Annotated in this window: 24 protein-coding genes; 6 read left to right on the top strand and 18 right to left on the bottom strand. The window is 38.1% G+C overall.

The window, feature by feature from the left end:
• Positions 1-25: 25 nt before the first annotated feature.
• The 3 genes from ACO1O5_RS14825 (at position 26) to ACO1O5_RS14835 (ending at position 2,500) form a co-directional block, all read left to right on the top strand.
• A complete protein-coding gene (locus ACO1O5_RS14825; RefSeq protein ID WP_486271514.1) occupies positions 26-961 on the top strand; it encodes a CPBP family intramembrane glutamic endopeptidase in 936 nt (311 codons plus the stop codon).
• Between the two features lie 109 nt (positions 962-1,070).
• Positions 1,071-1,769 carry a phosphopantothenoylcysteine decarboxylase domain-containing protein gene (locus ACO1O5_RS14830; RefSeq protein ID WP_486271516.1) on the top strand — a complete coding sequence of 233 codons (699 nt, stop codon included), beginning with the start codon at positions 1,071-1,073 and terminating at the stop codon, positions 1,767-1,769.
• Between the two features lie 8 nt (positions 1,770-1,777).
• Positions 1,778-2,500 (top strand): hypothetical protein, encoded by a 723-nt coding sequence (locus ACO1O5_RS14835; RefSeq protein WP_486271518.1) that lies wholly within the window; start codon positions 1,778-1,780, stop codon positions 2,498-2,500.
• A gap of 9 nt (positions 2,501-2,509) precedes the next feature.
• On the opposite strand, the gene ACO1O5_RS14840 is transcribed toward ACO1O5_RS14835, so the two are convergent.
• From ACO1O5_RS14840 to ACO1O5_RS14865, 6 genes are read right to left on the bottom strand one after another with little or no spacing between them, the layout of a single operon-like run.
• Positions 2,510-3,061 (bottom strand): NADPH-dependent FMN reductase, encoded by a 552-nt coding sequence (locus tag ACO1O5_RS14840; protein WP_486271520.1) that lies wholly within the window; start codon positions 3,059-3,061, stop codon positions 2,510-2,512.
• 32 nt (positions 3,062-3,093) lie between these two features.
• A complete protein-coding gene (locus ACO1O5_RS14845) occupies positions 3,094-3,924 on the bottom strand; it encodes a hypothetical protein (protein WP_486271522.1) in 831 nt (276 codons plus the stop codon).
• Complete coding sequence (locus tag ACO1O5_RS14850; protein WP_486271523.1) at positions 3,921-4,991, bottom strand: Rieske 2Fe-2S domain-containing protein; 1,071 nt, start codon at positions 4,989-4,991, stop codon at positions 3,921-3,923. Before ACO1O5_RS14850 ends, ACO1O5_RS14845 begins: the two co-directional genes overlap by 4 nt.
• A complete protein-coding gene (locus ACO1O5_RS14855; protein ID WP_486271525.1) occupies positions 4,988-5,428 on the bottom strand; it encodes a hypothetical protein in 441 nt (146 codons plus the stop codon). The genes ACO1O5_RS14850 and ACO1O5_RS14855 overlap by 4 nt, the downstream gene beginning before the upstream one ends.
• The gene (locus ACO1O5_RS14860; protein ID WP_486271527.1) at positions 5,421-5,648 is read right to left on the bottom strand and encodes a hypothetical protein; all 228 of its coding nucleotides are present in this window, start codon (positions 5,646-5,648) and stop codon (positions 5,421-5,423) included. Before ACO1O5_RS14860 ends, ACO1O5_RS14855 begins: the two co-directional genes overlap by 8 nt.
• Positions 5,649-5,652: 4 nt before the next feature.
• Entirely contained in the window at positions 5,653-7,317 is a 1,665-nt protein-coding gene (locus tag ACO1O5_RS14865; RefSeq protein WP_486271529.1) for a S8 family serine peptidase, read from the bottom strand.
• Positions 7,318-7,469: 152 nt separating this feature from the next.
• On the opposite strand from ACO1O5_RS14865, the gene ACO1O5_RS14870 reads away from it, so the two are divergent.
• Entirely contained in the window at positions 7,470-7,874 is a 405-nt protein-coding gene (locus tag ACO1O5_RS14870) for a VOC family protein (protein WP_486271531.1), read from the top strand.
• Positions 7,875-8,060: 186 nt separating this feature from the next.
• Here the strand turns inward: ACO1O5_RS14870 and ACO1O5_RS14875 are convergent, their stop codons facing one another.
• The 3 genes from ACO1O5_RS14875 to ACO1O5_RS14885 all read right to left on the bottom strand — a co-directional run bounded on the left by ACO1O5_RS14875 (position 8,061) and on the right by ACO1O5_RS14885 (position 9,945).
• Complete coding sequence (locus tag ACO1O5_RS14875) at positions 8,061-8,939, bottom strand: COG4315 family predicted lipoprotein (RefSeq protein ID WP_486271533.1); 879 nt, start codon at positions 8,937-8,939, stop codon at positions 8,061-8,063.
• An 81-nt stretch (positions 8,940-9,020) separates the two neighbouring features.
• On the bottom strand, positions 9,021-9,467 hold the full coding sequence (locus ACO1O5_RS14880; protein WP_486271535.1) for a hypothetical protein: 447 nt from the start codon (positions 9,465-9,467) through the stop codon (positions 9,021-9,023).
• 70 nt (positions 9,468-9,537) lie between these two features.
• Positions 9,538-9,945: a hypothetical protein gene (locus tag ACO1O5_RS14885; protein WP_486271537.1), complete on the bottom strand. Its 408-nt coding sequence runs from the start codon at positions 9,943-9,945 to the stop codon at positions 9,538-9,540.
• 401 nt (positions 9,946-10,346) lie between these two features.
• On the opposite strand from ACO1O5_RS14885, the gene ACO1O5_RS14890 reads away from it, so the two are divergent.
• Complete coding sequence (locus ACO1O5_RS14890) at positions 10,347-10,979, top strand: DUF4242 domain-containing protein (RefSeq protein WP_486271538.1); 633 nt, start codon at positions 10,347-10,349, stop codon at positions 10,977-10,979.
• 435 nt (positions 10,980-11,414) lie between these two features.
• Here the strand turns inward: ACO1O5_RS14890 and ACO1O5_RS14895 are convergent, their stop codons facing one another.
• The 3 genes from ACO1O5_RS14895 to ACO1O5_RS14905 all read right to left on the bottom strand — a co-directional run bounded on the left by ACO1O5_RS14895 (position 11,415) and on the right by ACO1O5_RS14905 (position 13,098).
• A complete protein-coding gene (locus tag ACO1O5_RS14895; protein ID WP_486271540.1) occupies positions 11,415-11,918 on the bottom strand; it encodes a LytR/AlgR family response regulator transcription factor in 504 nt (167 codons plus the stop codon).
• A gap of 125 nt (positions 11,919-12,043) precedes the next feature.
• Positions 12,044-12,472 carry a hypothetical protein gene (locus ACO1O5_RS14900; RefSeq protein WP_486271542.1) on the bottom strand — a complete coding sequence of 143 codons (429 nt, stop codon included), beginning with the start codon at positions 12,470-12,472 and terminating at the stop codon, positions 12,044-12,046.
• A 395-nt stretch (positions 12,473-12,867) separates the two neighbouring features.
• A complete protein-coding gene (locus ACO1O5_RS14905) occupies positions 12,868-13,098 on the bottom strand; it encodes a hypothetical protein (RefSeq protein WP_486271544.1) in 231 nt (76 codons plus the stop codon).
• 135 nt (positions 13,099-13,233) lie between these two features.
• Here ACO1O5_RS14905 and ACO1O5_RS14910 point away from each other — a divergent pair, with 135 nt between their 5' ends.
• Complete coding sequence (locus ACO1O5_RS14910; protein WP_486271546.1) at positions 13,234-14,391, top strand: TIGR03118 family protein; 1,158 nt, start codon at positions 13,234-13,236, stop codon at positions 14,389-14,391.
• A gap of 255 nt (positions 14,392-14,646) precedes the next feature.
• On the opposite strand, the gene ACO1O5_RS14915 is transcribed toward ACO1O5_RS14910, so the two are convergent.
• The 6 genes from ACO1O5_RS14915 to ACO1O5_RS14940 all read right to left on the bottom strand — a co-directional run bounded on the left by ACO1O5_RS14915 (position 14,647) and on the right by ACO1O5_RS14940 (position 19,203).
• Positions 14,647-15,051 carry a LytR/AlgR family response regulator transcription factor gene (locus ACO1O5_RS14915; RefSeq protein ID WP_486271547.1) on the bottom strand — a complete coding sequence of 135 codons (405 nt, stop codon included), beginning with the start codon at positions 15,049-15,051 and terminating at the stop codon, positions 14,647-14,649.
• 87 nt (positions 15,052-15,138) lie between these two features.
• Positions 15,139-15,537 carry a hypothetical protein gene (locus ACO1O5_RS14920; RefSeq protein WP_486271549.1) on the bottom strand — a complete coding sequence of 133 codons (399 nt, stop codon included), beginning with the start codon at positions 15,535-15,537 and terminating at the stop codon, positions 15,139-15,141.
• A 74-nt stretch (positions 15,538-15,611) separates the two neighbouring features.
• A complete protein-coding gene (locus ACO1O5_RS14925) occupies positions 15,612-16,163 on the bottom strand; it encodes a 5' nucleotidase, NT5C type (RefSeq protein WP_486271551.1) in 552 nt (183 codons plus the stop codon).
• 487 nt (positions 16,164-16,650) lie between these two features.
• Entirely contained in the window at positions 16,651-16,932 is a 282-nt protein-coding gene (locus tag ACO1O5_RS14930) for a DUF4242 domain-containing protein (protein ID WP_486271553.1), read from the bottom strand.
• Positions 16,933-17,257: 325 nt separating this feature from the next.
• Positions 17,258-17,614 (bottom strand): hypothetical protein, encoded by a 357-nt coding sequence (locus ACO1O5_RS14935; protein WP_486271556.1) that lies wholly within the window; start codon positions 17,612-17,614, stop codon positions 17,258-17,260.
• A gap of 47 nt (positions 17,615-17,661) precedes the next feature.
• Positions 17,662-19,203, bottom strand: a complete 1,542-nt coding sequence (locus ACO1O5_RS14940) for a T9SS type A sorting domain-containing protein (protein WP_486271558.1) — start codon at positions 19,201-19,203, stop codon at positions 17,662-17,664.
• Positions 19,204-19,605 lie beyond the last annotated feature (402 nt).

Below are 19,605 nucleotides of genomic sequence, written 5' to 3' on the forward strand. Positions count from 1 at the left end.
TTCCAGAAGCTTTTGAAATAAATTTATGAACAATGCAACAAGGAAATATGCGATCTCTTTTTTTTTCATCTATGTGATTGCTTTTCTAACTGCAATATTTATTTATAAACTTTCCTTTCCTGATTTAGTAACTACCATGTTATCTGTAGGTATAGGCTTTTCGTTTATTGCGTGGCTGCTTACAAAAAATATTCAACCATTCTTGCCAGACAAACCTGCACATAAAAATGAAAGTATAATATTATTGTCATTGATTGGCTGGATTATCATATACATTACCTACGGCGGAACTTTTATAAATAATTTATTTGCAAAAGATATTCAACAGAATGGGCAATGGCAATTCTTTATAGTAATCGTTAGAAAGCTATTAGTGTTTGTAATAGTGCCTTTCCTGGTATATCGCTCATTTGGTTTTAAGATAGTTGATTTTGGTTTGCGAATTCCATTGCGCAAGATTTTTACAAAGAGAAACATGCTTATTTTTTCAGTGATGTCTCTTTGCATTTTACTTTTTGAATATTTTTTTAGCGGCGGAGCGCAACCATTGCGGGATGGAAGCTTTAACCTGGTCCAACTACTTACTGGCCTACCGCTTACTTTCTTATGGTTGTTCATCGAAGTCGGGCTTGTGGAAGAATTTTTTTTCCGGGCTCTTTTGCAATCGAGACTGACGGTAATCATAAAATCTCAGTGGGGAGGTATTTTAATTACCGGGTTAATTTTTGGGCTGGTGCATGTGCCGGGCCTTTATTTACGGGGCTCGCAGAGCGAAGGCATTACAGAACAATTGCCGATATGGTTTTGGACTTGCTACTGCATCGTGAACATGTCCGTTGCCGGCATCTTCCTGGGAATTGTTTGGGCAAAGACAAGGAATTTGTACCTGGTGATGTCGCTTCATGCAATGGTTGATCTGTTGCCTAACGTGGCCAGTTTCACTCATACATGGAAAATATAAATTGCCTGTTAAGAAATCTTTTTGTTCTTGTAAAACAACGGACATTTTCAGATTTCCTTTTAAAAGATATTTATGCTTAATAACATTGTTCATAATAAAAGCCATGAATATGATGCAGAACATTTTTAGGAATAAGAAAGTACTTATCACAGCAGGCCCAACAAGAGAAGCTATTGATCCTGTTCGTTACATCAGCAATCATTCAAGCGGTAAGATGGGTTATGCTATCGCTGAGCAATTTTTACAACAGGGTGCCGAGGTTTTTTTAGTGTCCGGTCCTGTCAGCATAGAGCTGCAACATCCGCAACTAACGTTGATAAAAGTCAATTCTGCACTAGAGATGGATCTTGCCTGCTGCAATTATTTTGAAGAGGTTGATATAGCTGTATTTGCAGCAGCAGTTGCGGATTATAGACCGGAGCACATCGCAAAAAATAAAATAAAAAAAGATGAACCATCTTTCACGATCAAAATGGTAAAGAATGTGGATATCGCTTATGAATTTGGTAAGATAAAATCATCCCGCCAGTTATCGATTGGTTTTGCCCTGGAAACAAATGATGAATTAACACATGCTACCGGCAAACTGATAAAAAAGAATTTTGATATGGTTATATTGAACTCTATGAATGATAACAAAGCTACCTTTGGCTTTGATACCAATAAGATAACGATCATTACAAAGGATTTTACTCAAAAACAATTTTCTTTAAAGCACAAAAATGAAGTAGCAAGAGATATTGTGGAAGCAGTGTTCGAATTGTACAAAAAGCGTAAAGTACATCTGCATGCGATGAATTTAAACTAATCGTCTGAATGAAAAACGAAAAGCGTTTAGTGTGTTATTGTGTTGGTTTCTTATGCTGCTTCGTAATACCGTTTTTTGGCTTTGGCCAGGGCCCTGTAAAATCATTTACTCCCGGAATATATTCTGACGCTGACTATGTAGCTTTAAAAAACGCAATAGGTCGAAATAAAACGATTCCTCCCCAATATGAAAAACAAATTCTCCTGGCGCTAAGCTATTTTCCTGAGTTAGTCAATACCGATATTGAATTCAGGTTCAAACATACCAACACTTCTTTTTCAACCATTCCAACAGCAACAAGCATATTGCAACGCCACAGCTCCAGGAAGTATGTAATTACTATTAGTGATAGTTCTGAAAAAATATTAGTTCCGCTTCAATTAAAGAATTTGCCTTTTAATGCCCAGGTTGGTATTATAGGTCATGAGCTGAGTCATGTGGCAGACTTTGATTCCAAGAAATTCTTTGGATTAGTTCGAATTGCGGCAGGTCATCTTTCCCAACAGTTCCTTGACAAGTTTGAACGCAGGACCGACAGCCTTTGTATCGCTCACGGTCTCGGCTACCAGCTATTAGCATGGAGCAGTTTCATACGAACAACAATGCATTGTGAGAACTGGACCGGCTCGGTTAATATAGATAAAGGACCAATGTTAAGAGAAAAATATATGAATCCTTCCACGATAAAAGAACAAATTGCAAATAATCCTATATATGCAAATGCGCAATAACGGAAAGGTTTAATCCTGTAAACTCTCCTGCTTTTTAGCTTTTCGAATTGTTTTAACAAGTGCGTCTACGACAGCCGTTAGTGATCGATTCGTTTCGGGATTGACTACTTTTCCTTTATCATTCAACTTTGTCCGTACAAAAGGGATTAGTAAGGCGGCATTTCCCACTTTTGATGACAACGCTTTAAGCGTAAGCAGCATAGCTGCATGTGCTTTGTCGCCCCCGGTAGCTGCGGTAATCAAGGCAACAGGTTTGTTAACCAATTCGCCGGAAGATACCGTCCAGTCTAATGCATTTTTTAATGAACCCGCAACTCCGAACGCATATTCCGGTTGACATATAACGATACCGTTACTTTCCCGCAGCAGTTTTCTAAATGAAGTTACCTCGTTACTCACAATGTCGCTGTCATCGAAATGAGGAAGATTACCTATCCCTTCATATAAAGTAAAATCAATTGATTGGGGAAAAGATTTAATGATATATTGTAGGATAAATGCAGCCGAAGAATTTTTACGGAGACTTCCTGGTATCGCCAGAACTTTTAATTTTTCTTTCATTCGTTAAATTTACTAAACTTCTTTAGGCCATGTCATTTACAACAGCCAGTTGTGCATTCTTTAACATCATAATGTATCGGACTATTTGTGCTATTTACATACATAACGATCCAGTCATCATATTGGACAAGTTTGCCTGTTAATTCAATAGGTTCCGCAACATAATCCCGTACCGCTTCATTCATTCTTTCACCATTAGGGCCGACGATTATATAATAAATAGTTTCTCCATGTGAATTTTGAACATGCAATAACGGCGTTATTCCACCGAGAATACACCGGATGGCACAGTCCCTGTGCGGCTTACCCAGGCCAGGTTTCATTACTCCAAAATAACATTTGGGGTCAATAATTTCTCCCTTTACTTTTTGGACCCCAAGATTTTTTACATGTGGTACCAGGTCAGCAGAACTGACGATGTCGCCTATACGCACAAGCGGTTTGTCCTGGACAGCAATTTGGATAACCAGTTTCCCATCATTATACAACAAAGTTCCTTTTACTGTAATTTCCTTTTTTTCCAACGATGTTCTATTTTCTTTTTCAAGATCACTGATAATTCCGTCAGCGCCATGTTTACCATAACCCACCAAAATGGCGGTGATATAAGTTGGATTTCCCCAGATATCTTTGCCACCAATAATTTTGAGATTCGGCACCGGAGTTTTTGAAAGAATGCCTTTTACTTCTGTTAGCGTTCCAAATTCAAAATTACCCGTATCAAACTTTTTTTGAGACAATGCCAAGACAACACTAATGGTTATTATCAGTAAAGCTAAAATCAGCACTACTTTTTTTACGTGCTTTGCAAATTTATCCGGAGCCTTCGGCATCCAGCCTATATAAAATTCACTCTTGTTCATAATTGCATTTTTAATTTTCCAATGTTTGATTTAATTGCTATCACTGCTCCTGGTCTTTCCGTTCCTTCGGGGTAAGCGGAAGGATGTACCCATACTTTATCATTCTCAATTTTCACATCATAGGTGCTGACTCTTTCCTTAAAGGGTGGGGGAGACTGGCCGTTTTGCGGAAGGTATTGGTAGCCGTGCCACGGACAGGTAATGCATCCGTCTAAAATTTTTCCTTCACCCAATGGCCCATTCTGGTGCTTGCATACATTATTTACTGCAAATAATTTCCCCTGTGTTTTATAAACAGCAATTCTTTCTTTGTCAATGCAAAACATTTTTGCCCGGTCTTCTTCAATATCATTTACATCGCATACCATTACATATCCTTCTTTTGATACATCATATTTTACATTATCTTTTTTTACCTCTTTGTAACCAGCAATGAGATGAAGCGTGATAAGTGTTGCGGAACCCAATGCAAGGATGATGATAAAAACAGGATTGGTTTCATATTGTATAACACCCAGCATCACGTGCATCACAATTAAAAAGTAGGCAACATAAACGCCCATGTGAAGCGTCTTCCACACTTTGGGGGTAAGATTATGCAACCAGAAATCGTGACTGGTAATGGCCATTAAAAAGAAAATCAACAAAGCGCAGAAACCCAATGCCTGGAATGGGAACGATGCAAGTGAATTAAATCTCGTATTGGATGTGAGCAGTGAGACTATTGGATTTACATTTCCCAAGGAATGAAAATGAATGATACCAAAAACTCCGTGGACCGCAGCGATGCAAAACATCGTAACACCAAGGTGACGGCGATTGTATAATAAAGGAAGAAATTTTTCATTAAGTCTTGTGAGCGGCCCGATGCTTAAAATAACATGCAGCAATAAAACTGCCAGGGTAGAGGTAGAGCGAACCAATAATGTTTCAAAGGTTACCTGCGGATTGAATACAACATTTAAAGAAATAAAGAAGACAAGATAGGTAACGCAGAACCCAAAAATGATCCAGTCGTATATTTTCTTTTGCCGGTTCCATCCAACGGCCTTGTAAGATGCGCTCATGGTGTAAGGTTTATTGAGTCAATTATTTGCTTATGGATAAAATCATATAAAATGAAATGATAATAGTGAGTCGAATCTTCTCTTAAATAAAAATGATACGTTCCCTTCGATTCAATTCTGCCGATAAGATCCCCGCTCTCAACATCTTTCCTGCCTGCAATAGTTTTGTAGATAACGGCTGTTGGAACCGTCAATGCTGTTTTGTTGATCCATTCAATTTGTGAGGGGGTTTGATCGTTGCCGCGAAGACTTACGGTATAATTTTCTTTGTTGATTGTTTTAATAATGTTGGGTAACGCAACTGAACTATTTGGTTGCAATAGACTGTTGGTTGCAGGCTTTGGTATTACGATTGTTGCTGAAATAATTCCTGCTGGTATTAATATTAGCAGCGCAAGCCATATTTGAAAATGCCTTCTTCTTAATTGTCTAATCATTGTTTTTATTTTTAGCGGATGCTATCCATTTCTTTAATAAAAGAGGCCAGAAAACCATCGTAGCAGGAATAATGATTATCTTAAAACCCAACGTCGTTTCATGCGCACCTTCGTCAATTGCATTGGCTCCCTTAAGAACAAAAGGAACTGCAAATACAAATCCACAACAGAGGTAGATTGCAACAATCATTAGGATTATGTTTACAATAATTATAGCCATTGTATTAGTTTTCAATTCTTAAAATACTGTTGAATCCAATAAAGCCATCCGGCTCACGGTATGGATTCTCTACATCTTCCATCCACATTTTTTCGTCGACAAAAAATTTATATCGATAAGAACCATCTGGTAACATAGGTATTTCAATCTTCCATAAACTGTCCATGCAAGGCTCCATGAGCAGAACATCAGGCGTCCATTCATTAAAGTTCCCTGCAAGGGAAATTTGCGATGCGTAATCGCTTTGCGTGTAAAATTCAATTGTATTTCTTTGACGATTTACATAAGGAGAAGCAACCGTTTTTGCAATGAACTCTTTTTTCAAAACTTTGATGATGGCTTTTCGTGCCTGAACATAACCGAAGCCCTGGCGCTCTGCGGCAACACCCTCAATGCGCTTAGCTGTAGAGAAAAGAATGCTTCTGATTTGCGCCGGTGTTAATCCGGGATTTACTTCCAACAGTTGAGCAATTATCGAACTTACTAACGGTGCCGCAAACGAAGTGCCGTCTACGTGCATGTAATAGGGCGAAATATATTTGCAGGTGCGGATTCGTTTTATGATTATCTCACGCAAATACTTAGCATCTCCTGTTTGCAAAACAGCATTGTCTAATTGTGTTTTGGAAAACAATACATGTAATTCTTCCTTCAGATTTTCGTCGTCAAGCTGTAACAGGTAATGTAGTGTTTCAGATTCTTGTTGTTCTTTTGTGCCAGGCAATATTGGCGCTGCAATCCAGATAGCCTGCGCAACCAATTCGGGTTTTACAAGACCGTCTGTTGTTGTGCCATACGTTGAATGATATAGTTTTGATAAAGGCTCCTCCAGCATGTTTTCATCGTCCACGCCACCCACTGCAATTACGTTCAGCGAATTTGCCGGGGGTTTTATCATTCCGTTTTCATCATTACCAACAGCAGCAACAATGCTGATTCCTTTTTCAATTAATTTCTCAGCGAGCTGGTCCACTGTGCTGTCCTTATAAGAGGCAACTTCATCGTCGCTGATGCTCATATTCACAATACGGATATTATATCCCGCATGATTTTCTAAGATCCATTGCAATGCTTTGCAAATATTTTCCGTGGATATCCGGCCGTCTTCATCCTGTACTTTCAGCAAAACCAGTTCGGCATCACTGGCAATTCCTTTATATAAACCGTTACTTAAATATCCATCACCTGCGCACACCACGCTGGTCATAGTTCCATGCCATTGGGAAGCCCCATCTAAATCCTCCCGGAAGGGGAGGACCTGTGAGCCGGTTTCCATGAGGTTGATATCAATATATTTTTTTATTCTTTTCTTATTCATTACTAAATCGGGATGCGGGTAAAAACCGCTGTCAATAAAGCAAATGGTGACACCTTTCCCGGTAAACCTCGGATCGGCATTAAGACGTAGCCCCGTTGGTATCACAATGAAATCGTCCATTGTTTTAATAGAAAAATGCGGCCCGATTGAAGGAAGTACTTGTTGCTTCATCACAATCTCGGAATTAAAGAAATCCACGCAACGGGAACAGGCGCCGTCATTGACAGTCCACTCAGGGAACTCGTGCTTTATCTTTTCAATTACGCTTCGCTCGCTATCATGATGAAAGCGGTACACCATCTTACTAACGGTATCCTTGCATAGAGGGCATATAATGGTTCCGCTTGCCATTTTTTTATGATAGATTGTTTATGCAAAGAGAATAAAAGATGAGTTTTTAGTTTGTCGGGTGGATGACTGACAGACAATATTTTTAGAAATACTTTTATATAAAAGCTGAAAAAATCAGGTTGTATCTTTAAGAAAATATAAATAAGAATAATATGACATTAGAACACGTCGCTATATGGACTGAAAATCTTGAAAAATTAAAGGACTATTACACGAAATATTTCGACGGTATCTCCAATGAAAAATACATCAACGAGAAGACCCGGTTTCAAAGTTTTTTTTTAACTTTTAAATCAGGGGCAAGACTTGAGATCATGTTTATGCCCAACATCCCCGCAAATAAAAATGATACAATAGATGCTCAGCACAAAGGGATCATCCATTTGGCTTTTGGTGTCGATACTATCGAGGAAGTTGAAGAAAAAGCAAAGCAATTGCAAACGGATGGTTTTAAAATATTAAGCGGACCAAGAAAGACGGGAGATGGATATTATGAGTTTGAGACGTTAGATCCCGATAATAATCGGCTGGAGGTTACCTGTAAATATCAAAAATAGAATGCGCTTTATTACGGATCAAAAGAGTTGATGTTAAACCCCGGGTATTTATACCGAAAACTTTAATGTAAAATTAATCTGGCTATGCATTTGTTTACAATGCATATTAAATTGATCCGTATAAAATAAGATCCAGGACTGCGATGAACGCCTGCCCTGGATCTCAAGAATTATTGAGTATCAGATTTATTTTTTCGGATCTGTGATATCCTTAACGGCCACAGGCCATTTTCCTGGAGCAGGTACGCTAACCGCAAGGGTTAAGCCACGCATGCTGTCCTGCGCGAAATGGTATAAGGGCCAACCTTTATAAGTCATTTGTGTTTTTCCTGCAACATGAATATTTGCGAACAAAGCTTTATTTAAAATAGAAGGGACCACTATTTTCTCCTGTTCATAAATCGGAAAAACATTGTTATTCGATAAATCCGGCTTCGTGAATTTGTTGATGTTGAAACTATCATTTGAAAATGTATAGATAGTTCTGCCATTGCCGTTAGTAAAATATCTTGTTTGCCCCGTGCCAATGGTATAGTCACTTTTATAATTATTGCCGTCGAGACCCATTAATTGTTTATTAGCAAGCATAATGCTATAGTCTGGTTTAGCAATAAACCATGTTTCGTCAACCCCATCACCACTTGTCGATCCCGGTGCTTCCGGCACGTTACGGGTAACCCCGCTTCCATTAGTATATAAAGGAGAGTATGTATACAACGGCCATCCTTTATAGGTAATTTGTTTTTTCCCGCCTGTGTTGGTAATAGTGGAGAAGTCAGCCTTTACCAAACCGGTATCAAGTTGGGCCGTTACCAGGTCAATATTAAATGCAGGCCAGAAGTTTTCGCAGCCCCCGTTGCATGAGCTGTTCCCGTCTGCATCATTTGCGAACATGTACAGAGTAAGCCCTGCACGGGTTGATAAATATTTACCAAATTGAGCGTTAGATGAAAGATTGATATCTTTTCTTAATATAACGGTGTCGACTGTACTATTTTTTTTACAGCTGATAAATATAAGAACTGTTAAGGACAATAAAATGCCTTTGAAAAATATTTTGTTCATATATCGATTTTATGTAAACGATTTTAAAATTTGTATTGCCCTTTTAAAAGGGCAAACAAAAAGGATGTTCAGGATTCCGGGTTATGGCTTCTGCTTAATTGAAGAAAAACGAATAATCTGGCCGTTGACATCTGTTTTAGCATGATATCTTTTATTACCCTTTTCAAGTGTTAGCCAATAGGATGTTCCTTCTGCATTTGTGATCTCCGTTATCTCGAAAATTTCAAAACCTGCTAAATGTTTGTCGAAAGATTGCAATACAGAAAGAGGCAGGTGGTCCACAATGATATTACGTGCGGAGCCAAGGAGGTCGCCGTCTTCGTTGAAATAGGCTACTACAAGGCTTTCGTGGAAGACAAACGTTGCTTGTTGATAATCTTTCACTTTGGTCCATGTTACCGATTCGCATCCTGCAAATTGTTTGTTTAGTGCAATTTGTATTCTGCTGTCTACTTCAGGTGTGCCATCCGCAAATGCCGCTGTTAATCCCAGCATGATAAAGGAAATTGTTACGATAATTGTTTTCATGATTTGTTAAATGATTTAATGTTTGTTTAAAAAATTGATTTAATGTTTGTTTACTTGCTGTTAGATGTTTTTATTGAAAATTGAAACTGACAATTTTTAATATTTGCCCCGCATTACTTGAATCAACATACCCTGCGTGCCCAACGTTATCTATGATATAACGAAAGCCGACTTTTAATAATGAATTACTATGTTCAGGTACTTGTTTTTCTATCATTAATGCATTTGCTGAGTCCGGGATATCTTTTATTTGCATCGGCGGCAGCGTTGAGTCCCAGAGCACCTTTGTTGAATCGTTAATAAATACACTGAAGGAAATGTTGCCCTGGCTGTTTGAAAAATCTTTGGTCGTAAATAAATTGAATCGAATTACTCCCCGGGAATCGCGATCATTTATAGGACCGTTAGTATACTTTTTGCACGACGTTATACTCAGTACTAAAAATATGCAGTATAGGAAAAAAGTTATCTTGTTCATTTTACTTAGCTTAATTTTTTCGAATGTTGCTGAATACTCTTGTTATATTTCTTCATCGCATAATCTTTAAGGTGATTAATGAATGCAAATTTGCATCGACTATCTCCGCTTCTTGTTAGAGGAATTCCCTATTTATCGTTTTAATGTTCCCCATTTTACTATTCAAAAAAATTATTGCCAATTGTTTTTGCGGAGCATGAAAAATTTGCACCAGCTTTACATTGATTGGGAGTGAATGCAATTTTTGTTTGCATTTCTAAAGTAATATGTTACCTGGTATTTCGAAAAGTAAAACGAGGATGCATCTATTTTAAAATAGGGAAAACCTCTTATTAAATCGTCCTGGATAGAAAGTTGTTTTGCAGTGAAATCAATATTTAAAAATTTTAAAATTATTAATTATGAAAATGATCATGGTATCATTAACTTTCTCTGCACTTGCATTTATACCGCTTAATATGATGGCTCAAACAAGCAAGGGAAAAACTATCAGTAAAACAAAAAATGAAAATCTTTATATAGATGTTCATCAATTGGAACCAGGTAAAGTAAAATATGAAGATGTAGCGAAAGCGCATGCTAAAGATTTAGCGACCGAAAAAAAATTCGGCGTACACTTTATTAAATATTGGGTAGATGAAGACAAGGGATTAGTCTATTGTCTTTCGTCCGCTCCTGACTCCGGATCGATAAGGAAGACACATGCTGAAGCCCATGGATTATTGCCTCAGAATATTTATAAGGTTACGGACGGAAGTCCATCAACAATCACCGGCGAAAAAAATTATTTTCTTGATGTTCATTATTTAGGTAAAGGAAATGTAACAGCAAAAGATGTGGCAGGCGCCCACCAAAAAGACCTGGCGGTAGAGAACAAATATGGCGTGAATTTTATTAACTATTGGGTGGACGAAAAAGAGGGAGTGGTTATGTGTTTATCGCAGGCTAAGGATTCAAACTCAGTAATACAAACACATAAAGAAGCACATGGTTTGTTGCCTGCATACGTTTTAAAAGTTAAAGAAGGTGAATAAGTAACTGAAGTATATTTAATTGAAAATATTTTAATACCCGGAAGCGTCCCGTTAAGAAACGAACGCTTCCGGGTATTTTTATTGGTGGTAAATCACGGGTAACAACCCCGTCACAGCATCAGCAAAGGTTGCTTTCATAGTTGATGATAGGCCTTTTTCTCAAAATCTGTTGCAGGTTTTGTTTGCTTTAAGTGAATTGCTTTTTAGCGCACCCTCAGAGATTGTTAATTTTTCGGCGAATTCCGCGTGTGAAAATCTTTCCGTTACATATAAATTTAAAACTGACCTATAAGCCTGCTATATATCGGAAGCCTCCGAGAATGTTATCCAATTGCTTATTGTTCATTTTGTGATGATTGATGTGTCATAACTTATCAACATCAACTTCAAAAAATGATAGTCAACTACAATAGGAGCATAAATTTTTAATTTCTCCTATGCGTCTAATATCCATCTCTTAAATGCCGGTGCTGTTTCCTGGCTGATAACGATTGAATGATTTATTTCCCGAATGGTAAGACCAATCATCAACTTAACTCTTTCATAAGGCTTGAAGCTTCTGATGTAATTTATGTTGACGAGATACTGGCGATTAGCACGAAAAAAAATGGCGCTGTCCATTTGCTCATCAAGTTCGGCAAGGGATTTATCGCAGATATATTTGGTTAAAAATTGGTCAATGACAAACACCAGTTTATTTTGGGTATAAATCAAAACAATATCTTCCAAACGCAGCGGAATAATTTCATTACCTTTTTTTACTAAAAGTCTCTTTTTTTTTCGCCCGAAAATCAGATCCTCGTAGCTGTCTGAAAATTTGTTGCCGAAGTTTGTTGCCGAAGTTTTTATCGGCCTGTTAAAATTTACTAACGCCTCATTAGGCTCTTCTTTGCTTATTGAATTGATATAATTAGTACCATTGTTTTTGAAAGCCATCATTATTCCCTTATCCTTGTTTTAAAATAATTTGCAATAACAAAAATGCCGGAATTGTCTTTACCGGAATACAGGAATATTCCCTATTTATTTATAAAATATTCCCTATTTTATGATCGTTAGTAAACTTAATAGGCAGGTAAAAAACCGATTGAAGAATAGAGCCCGGTTAATTTCAAAGAAAAATCTTTCGACAATTTGAAGAGCCGGCTTGCGTTTATATTATAATCTGAAATGTGAAATCGGTACGGCGCATTCCCATCCATTTTTTTAACTTGCCAATCGTAACCCATATTTACCTGGAGCCTCACCCGCCTGGCTACATTGACTGGGAGTGAAATAATAGTGGTGGCAAATTTTTCATTTTTAAAACTACTTGCCGATAAGCTTAAGACGTGGCCTAAATTATGAATTCTGTTTTTTGGGAAATGAGAATATTCAATGAGAGGACTTTTATCTTCATGATCACCAACATCTGAAAATCTGGTTTGACCGAAAACAGCTTGTGTTGGTCTTAAGAGGGCAACACGGGCAGATTGTAAAAAATTTTCGTTCACATTTTTCCCTATTCTGTGAAAACTGGACTGAGCATTCAATGACCGACAGTTAACGATGCAAAAACTCATTATTGAAAGTAGTAACGAAAATTTATTTTTCCGCATTGAATTTATAATTGTGTTGTGGATGGTGTTGCCTTTAAAAAGTTATCAATGAACGGTATTTTGATATTTAAGATTCGTGTAACCCACTACGTTATAATTAAGCATGGCCTAGCCCTCTCTCCCGATTGATCGGTTCTTAGTCCAGGTCCTGCTTGCCATTTCGAATAATTTTGCGCGACTACAAAATTGTAGAGACTTTGCCTGCGTGATAACAGGTGTATTCCCTATTTAAGCGTGATTGATTCCCCATTTTAAAACTCACATAAACGCCTGCAGAATTACTACTACTATTAAGTCCTGTTGGCTTTGCGAAATGCCAGCGACGGAGGTTTCGCTGATTTTTTTATAGCTGTCTCACCAGTTTGAAAAGTCCCGTTCGGAAGATGATACTCGTCGTTTGGAAGAAGATACCTCCAAACGGATACCTGAGTATATAGGTTTGCAAAACAGTTTAAGGAAGGTTGAGTCGATCTTGCAAGCGAAGACGCATTGTCTTTTGGATCCATTGACTCTTCTACCAATTGCAATTATTTCATTAAGCAATCGACCCGGTGCGCACCGATGTTGTTTTTTGATCATTTTTTAACTGCAATAGCATTGGATAAAAGCGATGCGCTGCCCGTAGATTATATTATTAAAATAAAAAATTTTCAAGCATGAAAACTAAAAAACAAACACGTTTAATTTTGAAGCCGCAGGCATTTTTGCTGCCTGCAATTACATTGCTGGCAGTTTCCATTGGGTGTCACAAGCCAGCCATCCATCCTGCTGACCTTAAGAATTTTAAGCAGGTAAACCTTGTAGCCAATACATCGGAATATCAACCGGTGACTGTTGATCCAACACTACTAAATGCGTTTGGCATTGCATGGTCTCCTAATGGTATAGCCTGGGTAAATTCTGTCGGTGGCCACGTGAGCGAACTTTATAGCGCCGAAGGGACCATCGTGCGAACTCCCGTAAACATACCATCGCCGGCGGATACAATTGGCGGTCTGCCTTGCGGCATTGTATTTAGCGGAGGCCAGGGGTTTAATTTACCTAATGGTCCTTCTTTGTTTCTTTTTACGGGCTTCGATGGGGTTCTATCCGGCTGGAACGGTGCCTCTGGTAATAATGCCCAACGTCTTAAAGCCGCTGCGGGTAACAGTTACACGGGCCTTGCAATTGGTGTAAATGCTGGCCACAACTTCATTTATGGAGCCAACTTTGGTGCTAAAAGAATTGATGTTTGGGACACTGCATTCCATCGCATTCCAATGTCTTTTACAGATCCCGGACTGCCAGAAACGTATTCTCCCTATAATATCCAGGCGGTGGGCGACTATCTTTTCGTGATGTATGCTGAGCTGAGTACTTCCGGCAGTACCGCGGGACATGGTATTGCAGGAGCTGGTAAAGGATATGTAAGCGTGTTCAATACAGACGGTTCTTTTGTGAAAAGATTTGCCTCAAAAGGAACACTCAACATCCCATGGGGTGTGACCTCTGCACCAGGAAGTTTTTTGGAAAACAAGGATATGATTACAAATGTTAAAGGAGGAATAAGCAGTAACGAAAGCAGCGTAAATCGTGATCCGAAAGATCCGGTAATATTGATTGGTAATTTCGGAGACGGGCGTATTAATGTTTATAGTGAGGACGCTACGTTCTTAGGCCAACTTCAAAGCCATGATCAAACAATAGTAATAGATGGGCTTTGGGCACTTTCTTTCGCGCCCTCGTCTACAAACATCGATCCGCACAGATTGTATTTTACGGCAGGGCCAGACCATGAAGCTGATGGCATTTTTGGATATCTTATTAAACAATAATCAAGAATATACAAAACGATACGGCTCTCCGGGGGAGGGCCGTTTCTTTTGTATAAAATTCAATTTAAGAAACAAGCCGTTAAAAAAGCGGTCTGTAGATACTTCATTAAATTTACTTTTGGGAAATTGCCTAAGAACCCAGATGTGCATGATTATGATTGACCGAATTGAATGCGCTGTACCTGGCAGCTCATGGAGTGTCTCTAAATTAAGTTACCGTCTACCGGGATAAAGCGACCTTAATAATTACTGCAATTAATTATTATCGTGAATAAAAAAAGATTCTTTCACTTTTGAAAGGAATTGATCTTTCTTGCGTCGACTTACTTCAATGTCCGCTCCATTGCTCATGATAAGAGTGCCACCATCACCGCGTATATACTCCTTTGCATGAAAAAGATTAATGAGAAATGATTTATGTATGCGAAAGAATGTTGTTCCCGCGAGTAACTTGTCATAGTCAAATAAAGGTTTTGAAATCGTCATCGTTTTATTATTAGCAAGATGAAAAATAGTGTAGCTCCTTTGGGCTTCGCAATACACTATATCTTCAAGCTTCAAAATAATAAATCCTTTAAAAGTAGGCAGGCAAAGCCTCATATTTATTGGTAAAACACTTCTTTCGCCAACATCGATAAAAGTTTCTAAATTCCCGGTCAACATATTAATTTTTATAGGTGTTTAGTTTTGATGGTAGCCGAATAAGCTGTAAGGGCGGCTGAGTTTTATTTATTGGTTCTGCTTTGATTACTCATTGATATATTCCTCAGGTGAATAATAAAATTTTTCGTCTACGGGTTCATTAATAACTGCTGAATATTTTTCAATAAAATAAGTTGCATGATTCGCATTTTGATCATAGAACATTTTTAGTTTCTGCTGGCCAAAAGCAACAATCAAATCATGTAAAGTTTCCACGTTATAAGTGTTATCCTTCCCGTTGCGGAATGTTTCCCAATCGATAATTTTGTTATGATACTGATCATAAAACTCTTCAGCCCAGCCGAGAATTTCTGCAAGTCCCCCAACCTGGGTTGAATAATTTATTTCTTTAATCGATGCAAATAGTGGTTGAATAAATTTTTCAGCTAATTGGTTCGCAATCATTTTCACAAGATCAAATTGTCGGAGGTTATGTGTGTTCACGAATTCTTTTTGAATGTTAGATTAGTGCGTGTGATATTTTGCGTAATTGGCGCCTTCCGTGGATAGATCGTTGATCAGGAAAACAAAATCTCGCCGATCTTATCCCATGTATCTACGCGACGATGTCTGCCTGGATTGGCCAGCTGGTTATGTGGTTGTGTAAATAGTAAAGTTTCGCCGGTAAAATAATCAAGGTTTTTGAAATGATCATCGATCATTATGTCGGCATTAATAATTTCTTTTGAGCCACAAAAGACGATTTGCTCCCACTTAATAAAAGGAAAGTTTTCACTAATCCATAATTTTTTTTCATTAAGACTCAATGGAAACTGCATCGCTGCAGATACAATGAATAAATCATAATTTTCATTTATGGTTTTAATATGTTCCCGGGCTCCGATTATCATTGGTAACGTGCGAAAAAAACCACATAGATTAATATGTTTTGCAACATAAGGGAAGGCTTCAACTTCCGTTTTCCCAATTGTGTCTTCAAGCGTTATTAACTGCCCTGATTCTTCAAAATGCATTTTAATATATTGGCTGTACACGTCGGCCAACACACCATCCATGTCTATCGCTATTCGTTTCAAAATATTCTGTTTTTGATTGAGTGCTTTTTTCATATCAAGAATTTATTAAGAAATCACATTTACAAAATTGTAATCATTACTTCTACACGATAATAGGGGGTATTCCCTATTTATGGACTAAAGATTCCCCATTTTAATGTATTGAAGATTTCATTATGGTTATTATGACAGAGGGCTAACGATTTCTTGATGTAAAATCGAATGCCTCACAGTTTTTCGTCCAGCCCCAAACTGTATCCCAATTCCTCAACGGCATCCTTTATTCCTTCGGCAATGGCTTGAGAATAAAAATTGGTTTGGTTTTTATTCTTGAGAAAAATTCGCCTGATAAATTTGATTAGATTCATTTATTAATTGCATTTGTGAATCAAGGCCCGGTATAAAGGTTTCTTTATATCCGGGCTTTGGTCAGGCAGAAACGGTTTAAAATCTTTTATCAGATCCCAAATAGATTGTTATCTAAATCCGGATAAGCCTGGATTAATTGAAATAATTAATGATTACCTGCTTAGTATTCTTTTCATTTGTTAGCATTAGCGGTAAGCGGATCTATTATGGCCTGCACTTCAGATACCGTATTTATTGGGAACCTGCCGAGCCTGGCATGTTCACGTATCACCTCTTCACTTTCTGCAATGTGTATACAGTAAATTTTATCGCCTGCTATAAAAGATTGTATCCAGTGATACGGCTTGCCCAATTGGTCAATAACTTCGCAGGAAGTTTGTGAAATAGCCTGTAATTCTTCTGCTGAAAGATTGCCTGCGCCTGGCAGGTTTCTTTCTACAACAAATTTTTTCATGTATTAATTTTTAATGATGAATAATTAATACAAATATGCAGATAGCGTGATCGAATGATCTAAGAGGTGTTCCCCATTTATCATAAAGTATTCCCTAAATAATCTAAATCAACTTTTGTATTAACGGATTAAGTATAGTAGTAAGGTTATCTCGCCTGCACCTTTTTATGGCATACCTGCTGATAAACTGACTTAAGGGAGTGTTTAAAGAAGTGATTGCAAATTGACAACAGCATTAGGTTGATTTCATATACGGGTCACCGTTACTTAATGAAAGGTGTTACCGCTCTGAATTGTCTTTTTTATTCTATTTGAACAGGTTATGCTATTTTGCATCCGGCACATCCTCCAAATGGTAATAAATTTGCAATCCCCTTTCCGTTGCGAGTCTCACATCCTCATCTGCACCTTTTGAAGGTCCGGCAATGCGAAAAACTGCATCGCATTTTTCAAGAAGTCCGTGTGCCACGGGGTATTGTATTTCTTCCCATGCTTTATCACCGGGCCTGGTGGAGCCAGCGAGGTGAATGAGCGGTAAAGCTACCCATTCGCCTATCATGGGAATGTGTCCTTTTCTAAACAGCGGTAATGCAACCGATTCAAGATTGGCCAGATTTTGTTGCATTATTTGGGGCTCATCATTTGTGCCGCTTCTATATGGCCCGGCAATAAGTATCAACATATTTATGGGTTAGTATATTAAAATAAAGATATGGTCGCTTATTGTTTCTATTTTTTAAATAGCCGGATTACGTTGTCTTCTTGTCCATTTGCCCAGGATACCGTTAGAAAATAGATGCCACTTGCAAGCGAATTTACATCTATACTAAACTTATTAGAGCCTTTTTTGGCAACTACCTTTTTTAATTTCATCATTGCTCCGTTCGCATCAATCACTTTAATTAATGCCGCCGATTCGTTGCCGGTAACAATAGTAATAAATACGATATCGTGAACCGGATTTGGCCATATCTTAAATTTTTCCGCTGCATTACAAGATGGCTCTAATATTTTACTGTATTGCACTTTTCCATCAGGGTCGTATTCAACAATGCGATAAGAATTATCTTGCAAAGGAGTATTGTCGGTAAAAGAATAACTTCTTTCCGTAGCGCTGTTTGCAGTTACAGATAAACTGCCAATTAGTGTCCATGTGATACCATCGGCGCTTTTTTCAATATTGAAATGACTGCTGTTATGTGCTTGCGCTGTTTTCCAGGTAAGCGTTACTTTATTGGTTTCGCAGTTTGAAGTAAAAGAAATAAAATGCAACGGCAGTACAGTAGGAACCGAATCATCAACCGCGGTTATCCCCGGTAAATCGGCCAAATGCATAAAAAAAAGTCCCTTGTCAGTAGCGTCCCAAAGTTTATCTCCGAGGATATCAATTTTCCAGGTAAAGAGATTGGGAACAACACTGAAGTTCACAAAAGGACTCTGCAATGAGTCTTTTTTTAGATAATAAAAGGCATTGATAAAATTAGCACCATCAAAAAAGTACCTTGACACGAGCAATGCCTGCTTTGCATTCACGATCGAATTGTTACCTGTCGTAAGCCGGTTCCCAAAATGATTCCAGTTTAGCCCGCCGTCGGTACTCATATAAAAAATGCCGGTGCGGCCGGGCCAAATCAAAGTATCGTGCGCATTAATAAAATAAAAGACGCCTTCATTAACACTCACCGGAGGGGGAAGCATTCGTTCCTCCCATGTATCAGAACCTGGAGCGAGGTAATCATAAAGGCCATTATTTAACGTGCCTGCAATCATTGCATTGCCGTTGCTTATCAGAGAGGCGGCAGCCAGGCTTAAACTACCAATGCCTTTACTGAATGGCGACCATTTATTGCGAGTTACCGGATCCAATTTGTAAATGGAATTTGAGAACGTAGAGGCATATAAATCTCCCCGGAATTCACAGAAATCAGAGACATCCAATGTGTCTTTACCCGAAGATATTTTTTGCCAAGTTGCACCGCCATCCGGGCTTTTGAGTACACCTCTGTTTGCAGCAGCGGCATACAATTCATTTTTAAAAACTATAATACTGGTGACCAAAATAAACTCCGGAATAGTACTTGTAGAATCCCAGGTTAATCCCTGGTCCCTGCTGAAATAAATGATATTTGCTCCGCCTGCATAAAGAATATTGTCCTTATGATAAAGGGTAGCGATAAAACCGGGGGGTATTTGTTGAACTCTTGTCCATTGACAAAACGATGTTGAAAAAGAAAAGAGCAATGCAAATGCTGCTAAAAGCCTGGCTATCATTTTTAGATATTTATTGATCAACAATTCCAGATATAATTAATAATTGCAAATTTGCGCATGCAATTCATACCGGATGACAGGGCTATTCCCTATTTTGCAGATAATGGATTACCTATTTTATTAATGATATCTAAGGTTGGCGCCGATGCCCCATTTGGCATTTGATGGCATACAAAAAATTTCGTATCAGATATCGTGGGCTGTTTACCCTGGCAGCTATTCTTTAAATTGGCTACTATTATTTTTTCGCGTTTTTCTTTAGGACAAAGAGGACAAAAATAGTTGGTAAAATCTTTTGAAAGGTTGTACTGGAAAGGGTTTCAATGAAGTAAATTGAAACCCTTTTCAATTTCGGATATTATGACAAAAAAAATCTTGCTGGGGTTGCGGTAGTAATAAAGT

Source organism: Ginsengibacter sp., from assembly GCF_057362405.1.